The sequence below is a fragment of the Streptomyces sp. NPDC002886 genome (assembly GCF_042888445.1).
In the GTDB taxonomy this organism is placed as follows: domain Bacteria; phylum Actinomycetota; class Actinomycetes; order Streptomycetales; family Streptomycetaceae; genus Streptomyces.
In genome coordinates this window covers 466,656-477,582 of record NZ_JBIAPV010000004.1, presented here as the reverse complement: position 1 = coordinate 477,582, position 10,927 = coordinate 466,656, and the positions used below count along the sequence as shown (strand labels likewise).

At 72.6% G+C, this 10,927-nt stretch carries 9 protein-coding genes; all 9 read right to left on the bottom strand.

Features of this window, described 5'->3' with window-relative positions:
* Positions 1-136 precede the first annotated feature (136 nt).
* Positions 137-2,188, bottom strand: coding sequence for an RICIN domain-containing protein (locus tag ACFYYB_RS20510; RefSeq protein WP_389436623.1), 2,052 nt, complete (start codon positions 2,186-2,188; stop codon positions 137-139).
* A gap of 471 nt (positions 2,189-2,659) precedes the next feature.
* Positions 2,660-3,184: a flavin reductase family protein gene (locus ACFYYB_RS20505; protein ID WP_389436622.1), complete on the bottom strand. Its 525-nt coding sequence runs from the start codon at positions 3,182-3,184 to the stop codon at positions 2,660-2,662.
* Positions 3,185-3,239: 55 nt separating this feature from the next.
* The gene (locus tag ACFYYB_RS20500) at positions 3,240-4,034 is read right to left on the bottom strand and encodes an alpha/beta hydrolase (RefSeq protein ID WP_389436621.1); all 795 of its coding nucleotides are present in this window, start codon (positions 4,032-4,034) and stop codon (positions 3,240-3,242) included.
* 1 nt (position 4,035) lies between these two features.
* Entirely contained in the window at positions 4,036-5,787 is a 1,752-nt protein-coding gene (locus tag ACFYYB_RS20495; RefSeq protein ID WP_389436620.1) for an FAD-dependent oxidoreductase, read from the bottom strand.
* A 10-nt stretch (positions 5,788-5,797) separates the two neighbouring features.
* On the bottom strand, positions 5,798-7,138 hold the full coding sequence (locus ACFYYB_RS20490) for an NtaA/DmoA family FMN-dependent monooxygenase (protein ID WP_389436619.1): 1,341 nt from the start codon (positions 7,136-7,138) through the stop codon (positions 5,798-5,800).
* Between the two features lie 69 nt (positions 7,139-7,207).
* Positions 7,208-8,086, bottom strand: coding sequence for an ABC transporter ATP-binding protein (locus ACFYYB_RS20485; RefSeq protein ID WP_389436618.1), 879 nt, complete (start codon positions 8,084-8,086; stop codon positions 7,208-7,210).
* Positions 8,083-8,985 carry an ABC transporter ATP-binding protein gene (locus ACFYYB_RS20480; protein ID WP_389436617.1) on the bottom strand — a complete coding sequence of 301 codons (903 nt, stop codon included), beginning with the start codon at positions 8,983-8,985 and terminating at the stop codon, positions 8,083-8,085. Before ACFYYB_RS20480 ends, ACFYYB_RS20485 begins: the two co-directional genes overlap by 4 nt.
* The gene (locus ACFYYB_RS20475; RefSeq protein WP_389436616.1) at positions 8,982-9,872 is read right to left on the bottom strand and encodes an ABC transporter permease; all 891 of its coding nucleotides are present in this window, start codon (positions 9,870-9,872) and stop codon (positions 8,982-8,984) included. The genes ACFYYB_RS20480 and ACFYYB_RS20475 overlap by 4 nt, the downstream gene beginning before the upstream one ends.
* A 2-nt stretch (positions 9,873-9,874) precedes the next feature.
* A complete protein-coding gene (locus ACFYYB_RS20470) occupies positions 9,875-10,903 on the bottom strand; it encodes an ABC transporter permease (RefSeq protein WP_389436615.1) in 1,029 nt (342 codons plus the stop codon).
* Positions 10,904-10,927 lie beyond the last annotated feature (24 nt).

Below are 10,927 nucleotides of genomic sequence, written 5' to 3'. Positions count from 1 at the left end.
TCTGGCCGCGGGGGGTCTGTCGGGCGTGAAATGGTTTTCGGGGGGGGGTGGGGGGGGGCGCGGGGGGGGGGGGGGGGCGGGGGGCGGGCGGGGGGTGGGGGCCGCCCGCCGGAGGGGACTCAGGGGCTGTCGGGGGTCAGCCGACTTTCTGCAGGGTCCATACCTGCGGGGCCCGGCCGGCCGCGGGCTGGAGGTCGAGCAGCCAGTTCCCGTAGTAGGGGCGGCTGCTCACGGTCAGCGCGAAGCGGCCGCTCGGGTCGGTGACGCTCACCGCGCCACCGCGGGTGGTCAGCTTCCAGCTCTGCGCACCGGCGCGGCCACAGGGCTGTTGGGCGATCCACATGCCCGCGGCGGGAGTGCCGCCCGGCTGCAGGCATTTGCCGGATACCGCGGAGCGGATGCGGACCAGTCCGCTGCCCGCGTCGTCGAAGTACCACTGCTGCTGCGCGTACCCGTTGGAGCGCGCCCCGACGAGCACGGTGCCGTTCGCGCCGCGCCCGCCCCACACCTCGGCGGCCATGCCGGTGCTGCCGTTCCCGAGCAGGTAGCGGGTCCCGGGGGTCGTCGTCCCGCCGCCCGTGCCCTTCGTCCGGAAGGACGCGGCCTTGCCGGCTCCGCTGTCCCGGCCGGCCCTGTCGCGGACGGAGACGGCGACCGTGTAGGAGGTGTCGGGGCGCAGGTTGTAGACGCGCAGCACCGGGGACTGGACCCAGCCCAGGTGCTTGCCGTTCAGCAGGACCTGGTACCAGAGCGCGCCCTCGACCTTGGGCCAGCTCGCGACGGCGGAGTCCGACTGGACCTGGCTCACGGTCACGGCCGGTCCGCCCGTGGGCTTCTTTGTCGGGCCGGGCGTCGGCTTCTTGGTCGGCGAGGGGCTCGGGCTCGGGTTGGGGCCGGGGTCGGTGCCCCCGCCCTTGTTCTTCATCAGGAACTGGTTGTCGGCGATGTTCCAGTGCGTGGCCAGGTAGCTGCCGGCTCTGGGGCTGGTGTGGAAATAGTCGTCGTGGTTGCAGTCCAGGATGTTCTCGGAGGCCTGGTTGGTGCAGATGTTGCGCATCTGCGGGTAGTACGGGGTGTCCGAGTAGCACATGACGTCGAACTCGTCGGTGCAGTGCGCGCCGCGGCTGGTGTTCGGCGCGCTGTTGTTGACCGCGCCCAGGTTGTGGCCGAGTTCGTGCGCCGCGGTGTGGCCGCCCCAGCAGCCGGAATCCGTACGCCCGTAGGAGGGACCGAAGTTGCTCAGGTTGGCCTGACCGGGCCGCTCGTCGCCGTTGAACGTTCCTATGCCGCAGTAGACCTTGGCGTCCGCGAAGATCATGTACTTGCGGTCGCGGCGGTCGAGCCCCTTGCCCGCGAGGGCGGCGTTGGCCGCGCTGAATTCCGCGAGCGCGGAGTCGGGGAGCTCGATGTTGAGCACGGTCGGGGTGCAGTCGGCGGCCGTCACGTAGCGGATGTGCCGGACGCCTCCGGTCTCCTGGGCGCTGGCGGAGTAGATGAGGTCGGCGTCGGCCGCCCATTTGCGGAACGAGGCCACGTACTCGGAGTAGCGGTCACGGCCGGGGCCGTGGACGTACACGACCTGGACACGGTTGCCCGTGCTGCCGTCTCCGTCGCACTGGACGGTCTGGCCCGCGGGGCCGGCGGCGACGGTCTGGCCGGCGGCGGAGGGCGCGGGCGCGGCGGACTTGTCGGCCGTGCGCTCGGCGTCGGCCGCGGGCGCGTCCTGAGGGCGCCCGCCGCCTCCGCCGGCGGCCGGGTCGTCGGCGGCGGGGCGGGCCGGGTCGGCCGCCGGCGCCGAGGCCTTGACGGCGGGCGCGATGTCCTTCGTGATGTCGACGCCCTTGGGCGGGGCGTCGGGGCCGTGGGTACACAGACCCGCGCCGGTCCGGTAGACGCCGGCGCACCGGTCGCCCTTCGGGGCGGGGGCGAGGCCGTCGTAGACCATGCCGCGCGCGCTCTCGTTGGCGGGCGCGGCCGCGAGCGGTTCGGGCTCCTGGTCCCGGGCGGGCGCGGCGGCCGGTGCGGAGGCTTCCGTACCGGCCCGTGCGGACACGGCCTGGGCATGTTCGCCCAGTCCGGAGTAGGCGATGCCGGCGGCGATCACCGCCGCCGAGGCCGTGGCGGCGGTGAGGAGCATCAACCGCCGCGGCTTGCGGCGGTGTTCACGCCGTCTGCTTCGTCCTGTCATGGGCACCTCAAGTGAACATCGGATGAGTGGGTGCGCGGAAGCCTGCCAGACGAATGCGGCGGAGAATTCGGGCAAAGAGGAGTGCGGTCCGAGAAATCGTTCCGTTACCTGTCCGTCAAATCTGATGAACACTCAACATGCAATAAAACAAGGGGAGTTGCGCGCGTCACCCGATATTGGTCCAGGCCTTATCGGGGGTAGTCGTTATCGAATCGAGATAAGAGGTGGAATCTTATTGACGGGAATTCAGTCAAGGATTCACCTAATTACTACCTGTAGAACTCCCTTGGTCACGACCCGTGAGGAAGGCGCCGCCCGGTCGGCCGGGCGGAACACGCGGGCCCGGTCCACGGCCCCCTGACGGAACGTCCGGGCTCGCGACAGCCCGGGTCGGGCCGGGGGCAGGCCTGGAGAGGGCACGGGGAGAGCTGCCCGCCGGCCCCCTCCAGCGGCCCCCTCCGCCGGGCCCCGTCAGCCGGAGGCGGAGTCGGGGAGCTGGTGTGCCGCGGCGAAGGCCCCGTCGTGGTGGACCAACGCGGTCTCGTCCCGGTCGATGGACCCGGACTCCACCTCGCCGACGACCAGCAGGTGGTCACCGATGTGCTGGCGCAGGGTGATGCGGGCCGTCAGCCAGGCGGGAACGCCCTCCAGCAGCGGAAGGCCGTCCTCGGTCCGGGTCCACGCCACGCCGTCGAAGCGGTCTATGCCGCTGCGCGCGAACTGCCGTGCCAGATCGGTGTTTCCGGTGCCGAGCAGATGGACGGCGAACCGGTCCGCGGCGTGCACGGCGGGCGCGGTGGAGGCGCCCTCGCCCAAGTAGAACGCCACCAGGGGCGGCCGGAGGGATACGGAGGTGAAGGAGGTGGCGGTGAAACCCGCCGGCCCGGGGACGGTGATGACGGTGACCCCGGCCGCGTGACGGCGCAGGGTGCGGCGGAGCACCTCGTCGGCGGAGAGGGCGGCGGGCTGGGGGACGGATGCGGTGGAGATGGTCATGCCGGTTCCCTTCGGCTGGTGGTGCGCAGTGTGTGGGGGCAGGTGGCGAACGGCGTCACCAGGCGCTCGACTCCACGGCGATCAGCGGGACCAGGCCGTCCCGCAGGGTCTCCAGGAAGGTGACGACCTCGGCCGCCACGGAGCGGTGCTGCACGTCGTTGAGGACGTCGTGGTGGGCGCCGCGGACCACCGACAACCGTGCCCGGGGCAGTGATGTGGCGGTTCGCGCGAGACCCTCGCGGTCGGCGAGCGGGTCGGCGTCCCCGACGAGGAGCAGTGCCGGGACGCTCGAGGCGCTCTCGTACGCGGCGTTCAGGACCGCGTCCGGCACCGGCTCGCTCAGCGAACCCCGCCGGACCTGGGCGTCGTTGGTGAGGACGCCCCGGTGGGTGGGGCAGGACGTGCGTGAGTCCAGCTCCTCGTCCCAGGTTTCCACCGCCCCTGCGGCGGTCCCGGGAAGCCCCGCGAGGATGACGCCGTCCGGGCGTACGGCGTTGCCCCGGTCCCGGGCGAGGAGCGCCGCGACCGCGGCGGCGCCGGCGTCGGACCCCACCACGACGAGCGGCCGGGCCACGCCGTCCGGGCCCGAGGCACCCTCGACCGCCTCCTCCAGCCGGGCGGCGAAGGCGTCCAACGAGTCGGCGGCGGAGCCGGTTTCGGCTTCGTCACCGCTCCGCGGCAGGTCCACGACCCGGACCCGGTAGGCGTCGGCGGCGAGCCGCCTGCCGAAGCGGGCGTAGGTCGCCGGCGTCTCGCCCCGCCCGGGCACCACGATGACCGTGCCGCGCGTGAGCAGGCCCTCCGGGGTGAAGTGGTCGGCGTGGTCCGGGTGGCGGATGGTTGTGGTCATCTCAAACTCCTGCGGTCGTGGTGTGCTCGAGGGAACGGAGCCCGGAATCCCGGGCGCCGTGACCCAGTACGTGGTCCAGGACGGCGGCGGCGCCGCCTTCCGGAAGGGACTGCGCGCGCCAGGCGACGTGCTGGTCGGGCCGTACGAGGACATGGGCGCTGCCGTACACGGCGCGCGCCCCGGGGTCGGTCAGGTGGATCACCGTGAAGGGCAGCGCCCGGGCCGCGGCTTCCGCGACGAAGGCGTGCTCGACGGTGCGGTCCCCGGTGAGGACGAGCAGGGCGAAGGAGTTGCCGACGCGGTCGTGCAGCGTGCTGCCGTACGGGTCGATGGCTCCGTCGGGCGCGCGGTGGCCCGGCCGCGGGTCGTCCTCGTAGACGTCCGCGCGCCAGCGGGGCTCCGAGTCGAGCTGGTCCGTCTCGTACCAGATCACCGACGAGGCGTCGTAGCGCTCGTCGAAGGCCACGCCCGCCGCGTCGAGGTGGTCCCGGCGCAGCCGTTCGCCGATCTCCGCGCGCCGCCGGGCGGCTTCGGAGCCGTGGTCCGCGTCCTCGGGGATGCCGCCCCGGCGGATCTCGGCGAGCGCGCTCTGCGAGCGCCTCGAGCGCTCCAGGGCGTGGTCGGCCACGCGCCAGTTGTGCGGACGCCGCTCCTCGTCGTAGGAGTCCAGGAGGGACTCCGGGGCGTGCCCGGCCAGTACCGCGGCCAGCTTCCAGCCGAGGTTGGCCACGTCCCCGATGCCCTCACCGAGGTTGCCGCCGGGCGTGCGGACGTGCGCGGCGTCACCGGCGAGCAGGATCCGGCCGCGGCGGAACGATTCGGCGATCCGGGTGGCGTGGTAGAAGGTCGTCGCCGAGACGAGTTCGAGTTCGAGGTCGAACCCGAAGGCGGCCCGGCCGATCTCCAGGAGTTCGTCCTCCCCGGGCTCGTACCCGAGCGGGTACGGCCCGGCGTACACCCGCCACTCGCGGGTGCTCACCGCGGCCAGGAACCCGGACGCCTTCTGGTTGACCACGATGTTGCTGCCGTTGGGCGCGGCACCGACCCGCTCGGATATGTCGCCGGTGCGCACGATCAGGCGCAGCCGCTTCTCGGTGGCGTGTTCCCCCTCGCGTGCGATGCCGGCCAGTCGGCGGGTGGTGCTGGAGCCCCCGTCGGTGCCCAGGACGTACGCCGCCCGGACGGTGCGGTGCTCGCCCGAGTCGACGTCGGCGACCTCGGCGCGGACTCCGTCGCCGTCCTCGTGCAGTGCCCGCAGTTCCCAGCCGCCGGAGACGCTCACCCCGCGCTCCCCGAGGTGGTCGAGGAAGACCTGCTGGAGCACCGTCTGGGGCCGACGCAGCGCCTCCTGCGTCCTCGGCCGGGAGCCGCCGGGACCGGAGGAGGCCCCCGTGAACGACGGGCCCGGCGCCGGCACCAGCTCGTGGCCGGTGAGCGAGGTGACCAGCCTGGTGCCCCGGTTCCACTCCGGGGGATAGGTCCAGGCGTCCCGGATGCGCCGGAGCAGGCCCCAGCGCCGGAAGTGCTCCACCGTGCGAGCGGTGTGGCCCATGGCCCCGGCCCGGACCAGGGTCGCGGTGCGGGCACGGTCGACGACGGCGACCCGGATGCCGCGCGCGGTCAGTTCCACGGCCGCGGCGAGGCCGACGGGGCCCGCGCCGACGATCAGTACGTCCGCCTCCGCGGGCGGGGTGGCGACCGGGAATCGCACGGTGTGGACGTCGCGCCCACCCGTCACCGGAAAATCGCTCATGCCCCCGCCCTCAGCCGTTGAGGAGCTGCGGTACGCGGGTGTGGCGGTTGGCCGGGACCGGCAGGCCGAGGTTTCCGCGCAGGGTGTCGGCCTGGTACTCGGTGCGGAACAGCCCGCGCTTCTGCAGCAGGGGGACGACCCCGTCCACGAAGAGGTTCAGGTCGTCGCCGGTGCGGAAGGCGAGGTTGATGCCGTCGAAGGTGCCGGCGCGGAACCAGGACTCGATGGTGTCGGCGACGGTGTCCGGTGCGCCGACGAACGGGGAGCGGTGGAACTCGTTGACCAGCTCCCCGACCTGGCGGAGCGTCAGGTTCTCGGTCCGGGCCCGCTCGATGAGTTTGGCCGCACCCGTCCGGCCGCCCTTCTCGGCCAGGTGCGCGACATCGGGGAAGGGCGCGTCCAGGTCGTGCACGCTGAAGTCGTACGCACCGAAGGCGCGCCCGAGGAGTGCCAGGTTGCGGTCGAAGTCGTTGTCCTCCTCGAAGATTTCCCTCTCGCGGCGGCGGGCCGCGTCATCGGTGGCACCGACGACGGGGCTGCCGTGGATGAAGATCTTGATGTGCTCGGGGTCGCGGCCGTACGCGGCGGTGCGCGTCTTGATGTCGGCGTAGTAGTCCTGCGCCTGCTGGAGCGAACCGCCCGGCGCGTAGATGCCCTCGGCCACCTGGGCGGCGAGGTCGCGGCCCTCTTCCGAGACCCCGGCCTGGAAGATCACCGGCTGGCCCTGCGGGGAGCGGGAGAGGTTGAGCGGTCCGGCCACCTTGAAGTGCTCGCCCTGGTGGTCCAGCGCGTGCAGCCTGGCCGGGTCGAGGAAGACGCCCCGCTCCACGTCGGCGGGGAACGCACCGTCCTCGTAGGAGTCCCACAGCCCCCGGGCGACCTTGACGAACTCCAGGGCGCGGCCGTAGCGGGTCGTGTAGTCGAGGTGCTCGTCGAGCCCGAAGTTCTTGGACGTGCCGGTGTCGAAGCTGGTGACGACGTTCCAGCCGGCCCGCCCCCCGCTGATGTGGTCGAGGGAGGCGAAGCGACGGGCGAGGTTGAACGGCGAGTTGTACGTCGAACTCGCCGTGCCCACCAGCCCGATGTGCCGCGTGTGGGTGGCGACCGCCGACAACAGGGTCAGCGGTTCGAGGCGGTTGAGGTAGTGCGCCGGGTAGGTGGCGTTGATGAACTGGCTGTCGACGATGAACAGGGCGTCGAAGAGGGCGTGTTCGGCTGCCTGGGCCTGATGGATGTAGTAGTTGATGTCGATGCTCGCGTTCTTCGCGACGCGCGGGTCCTTCCACAGGCCGTGCTGGCCCGGACCTCCGACGCCGTACGGGTGCAGTGCGAGGTGGATCGTGCGGGACATCTCTGTTCCTGTCTGTAGCGATGAGGGAGGAGCGGTGAGCGGTGAGTGAGGAGCGGTGAGGCAGGGGACTCAGGCGTGCAGGAGACCGCGCAGGGCCTCCCGTTCGGCCCGGTCGGCCGGCGCGGAGTGCAAGGTGGGCGCGGAGCCCAGGAGGAGTCGGGTGTAGGGGTGCTGCGGGTGGCCGACGAGGTCGCGGGTGGCGCCGGTTTCGACGAGCTCGCCCCGGTAGAGCACCGCGATGCGGTCGGCGGTCCCGGCGACGGAGCCGAGATCGTGGGAGATCAGTACGAGGGCGACCCCCGAGGCGCGGAGCTCCTTGAGGATCTCCAGGACCTGGACCCGGTTGGCGGAGTCCAGGGCGCTGACCGGTTCGTCGAGGATGACCAGCTGCGGTTCGGTGACCAGGGCGCGGGCCACCGCCACGCGCTGGCGCTGCCCGCCGGACAGTTCCCCGGGCAGCCGGTCGAGCAGCTCCTCGTCGAGATGGACGCGGGCGAGGAACGAGCGGACGCGCTCGGCGGCCTCCTCGGGCGCGACGCCCTGGATCAGGAGCGGTTCGGCCAGGGACCGCGCGACGGTGAGGTCCGGGTCGAGGCTGCGCAGCGGGTCCTGGAAGACGTACTGGACGATGCCGCGGCGGCGCAGCGCGCGCCACTGGCGTCGGTTGTACGCGGTCACCTCCTCGCCGCCGACCAGGATCGAGCCCGCGGAGGCGCGCACCAGGCCCAGCACGGCGCGGGCCAGGGTGGACTTGCCGGAGCCCGTCTCGCCGATGATGCCGAGGGTTTCCCCGGGGGCGACGCTGAGCGACACCCCGCGCAGGGCGCTGCGGCGTCGGCGGCGCGCGCCGTAGTGCACGTCGAGCCCGGTGACTTCGAGGACCGGTCCGGGCGCCGGCGCGGAGCCGGTGTCCGTGGCCGTCTCCCGTACGGGACGGGTGGTGGTCACGATGCCTCCTGCGGTACGAGGAACTTGTCGAGGCCGTACTGCTCGTGCTCGGCGATGAGCAGCCGGGTGTACGCGTGCCGCGGCCGGCGGAGCACCGTGCGCGTCGGCCCCTGCTCGACCACTTCGCCCTGCCGCATCACCAGGACCTCGTCGCACAACTGGGCGACCACGGCCAGGTCGTGGGAGACGATCAGCAGGGCCAGGCCCGCGCGCACGCGCAGGTCGGCGAGCAGATCGAGGATCTCGGCCTGGACGGTGACGTCGAGGGCGGTGGTGGCCTCGTCCGCGATGAGGATCCGCGGGTCCGCGCAGATCGCCGCGGCGATCAGCACCCGCTGGAGCATCCCGCCGGACAGCTCGTGGGTGTACTGGCGGTAGACCAGCTCCGGGTCCCGCAGGTGCACGGCCCGCAGCAGTTCGAGGGCCCGGTGGCGCGCTTCGCGACGCTTCAGCCCCTTCTTGACCCGCAGGACCTCCGCGATCTGCGGGCCCACGCGGATCGAGGGGTTGAGGTAGGAGGCGGGGTCCTGGAAGACGGCGCTGATCGTGGTGGCGCGCAGGGCGGTCCACTGGCTGGGCGTCAGGCCGGCTATGTCGGTCCCCGCGATCTCGACCGATCCGCCGGTGACCTCGAAGTGGGCGGGGAGGATGCCCAGCGCGGCGCGGCAGGTGAGGGTCTTGCCGCTGCCGGACTCGCCGACGATGCCCACCGTCCTGCCGGGGGTGAGCTCGAAGCTCACCCCGTGGACGATCTCGCGCCCCGTGACGTGGTCGCTGATGCGTACGTCGCGGACGGAGAGGACCGGCGGGACCACCGTCGCGGCCGGGGCGGGCGGCTCACCGTCGCGGCCGGTGCTCCGGAGGTGTCCGGGCGCGGTCTGTGGGGACAGGGTCGTCATCGCTTGCCTCCGGCGGAGAGGGGATCGGGCTGCGCGCTCCGGTTGACGCGCGCCCTGCGGGCGTTGACCAGGGCGCGGCCCGCCTCGCCGGAGACGTCGCGGATCGCGTCGGCGAGCAGATTGCTCGCCCAGACGGTGACCATGATCAGCAGCGCGGGTGCGAGGGGTGCCCAGGGCCGTTGGCCGAGGTAGCTCAGGTCCGAGGCGAGCAGGCCGCCCCAGGTGGGCGCGGGCGGCTGGATGCCGATGCCGAGGAAGGTCAGGCTGGAGACGATGATGAAGCCGACGCCGATGGTCTGCGCGAGCGCCACCGCGACCGGCGGGAGCACCTTGGCCCACACGTGGCGGCGTACGACCCAGCCGGTCGAGGCGCCGGAGACGATCGCCGCCTCCACGTACGGCGAGCGGGCCACGGCGAGCGTGGCGGCGCGGGCCACCCGGTAGAAGAGGGGCGAGACGAGCGTTCCGGTGACGAGCATGGCCTGGGTGAGGCCGTTGCCGAGCAGGGCGATCACGGCGACGGCGAACAGCAGGAACGGCAGCGCCACGAGGGTGTCGGTCAGCCGGAGCGTGATCCACTCGAAGCCCCGGCCGAGGTGGACGGACAGGATTCCGGGGACGGTGCCGACGGCCAGTGCGGTCAGCGCCACTTCGAGCGAGCCCAGGACGCTGACGCGTGAGCCGTCCAGGAGACGGCTGAGGACGTCCCGGCCGAGGTAGTCGGTACCCAGCCAGTGGTCGCCCGAGGCCGCCCCGAGCAGCTGCTCGCTGGTGGCCAGCGGATCCTGCGGGGCGATCAGCGGGCCGAGGAGCGCGAGGAGGCCGATCAGGGCGAGTACGGCGACGGAGATCCGTCCGGACGGCAGTGCGAGAACGCGGCGCACCATGGTCACACCCCCCGCTGGGAGGCCGGCGTCACGCGTGCCAGCACCAGGTTGACGATCAGGTTGAAGGAGACGACCAGGGCGATCGACACCACGAGGACCCCTTGGACGGCCGGTACGTCGCCGGCCTGGGCGGCGTCGTTGGCGAACCGGCCGAAGCCCTGCAGGCCGAAGATCCACTCCGTCACCACGGAGGCCCCGACCAGGGCCGGGAACTTCAGGCCCAGGGTGGCGAGCGCCGGCCCGAGGCCGTTGCGGAGCACGTGACCGAAGAAGATCCGGCGCGGGCTCAGCCCCCGGACCAGTGCGCCCGTCACGTAGTTCTCCCGGTAGGCGGCGACGAGGCTGCCGCGCAGCTGGCGGGCGACGTCCGCGACGACGTCGAAGCTCAGCGCCACCGCCGGGAGGGTGATGTGGGCGAGCCAGGGACCGAACCCCTGCTCCGCCGGCACGTACCCGGCGGAGGGGAACAGGTGCAGTCCGACCGCGAAGACCGCGACCAGCACGATGCCGACGACGAAGGCGGGCATCACCGAGATCAGGGTGACGAAGCCCGTGATCGCGCGGTCGATCCACGTGGTGCGGCGCAGCGCCGCCACGGTGCCGAGCAGGAAGCCGGCGGTGACGCCGATCAGGAGCGCGAACGTCGCGATGGACAGGCTCACTCCCAGGCCCAGACCGATGAGCGTGGAGATGTCCGCGCCGTTGCTCCAGCTGGTGCCGAGCCGGCCGTGCAGAACTCCGCTGAACCAGTCCCAGTACTGGACCAGGAAGGGCTTGTCGAGGCCCCATTGGGCCTCCACCCGGTGGATGGCCTCGGGCGTGGCGTCCTCGCCCAGCTGGATCCGTGCCGGGCTCAGCCCGCTCATCGAGCGCAGCGAGAACGTCACGAACGTCGCCACCAGGAAGACGGGCACGAAGATCGCGACCGACCGGGCGAGGGTGGCCAGTACGCGGCCCACCGTGTGCCGGACCCGGGCCGTGGCGACCCCGGGACGGCGGGCAGCCGCGGTGGGGAGCGCGGTCGTTGCCATGGGGTTGCCCCCTCTCTGTGGTGG

Coding starts and splice junctions, on each gene's coding strand:
- ACFYYB_RS20510 (WP_389436623.1), bottom strand. CDS start 2,188: ATGACAGGACGAAGCAGACGGCGTGAACACCGCCGCAAGCCGCGGCGG.
- ACFYYB_RS20505 (WP_389436622.1), bottom strand. CDS start 3,184: ATGACCATCTCCACCGCATCCGTCCCCCAGCCCGCCGCCCTCTCCGCC.
- ACFYYB_RS20500 (WP_389436621.1), bottom strand. CDS start 4,034: ATGACCACAACCATCCGCCACCCGGACCACGCCGACCACTTCACCCCG.
- ACFYYB_RS20495 (WP_389436620.1), bottom strand. CDS start 5,787: ATGAGCGATTTTCCGGTGACGGGTGGGCGCGACGTCCACACCGTGCGA.
- ACFYYB_RS20490 (WP_389436619.1), bottom strand. CDS start 7,138: ATGTCCCGCACGATCCACCTCGCACTGCACCCGTACGGCGTCGGAGGT.
- ACFYYB_RS20480 (WP_389436617.1), bottom strand. CDS start 8,985: ATGACGACCCTGTCCCCACAGACCGCGCCCGGACACCTCCGGAGCACC.
- ACFYYB_RS20475 (WP_389436616.1), bottom strand. CDS start 9,872: ATGGTGCGCCGCGTTCTCGCACTGCCGTCCGGACGGATCTCCGTCGCC.
- ACFYYB_RS20470 (WP_389436615.1), bottom strand. CDS start 10,903: ATGGCAACGACCGCGCTCCCCACCGCGGCTGCCCGCCGTCCCGGGGTC.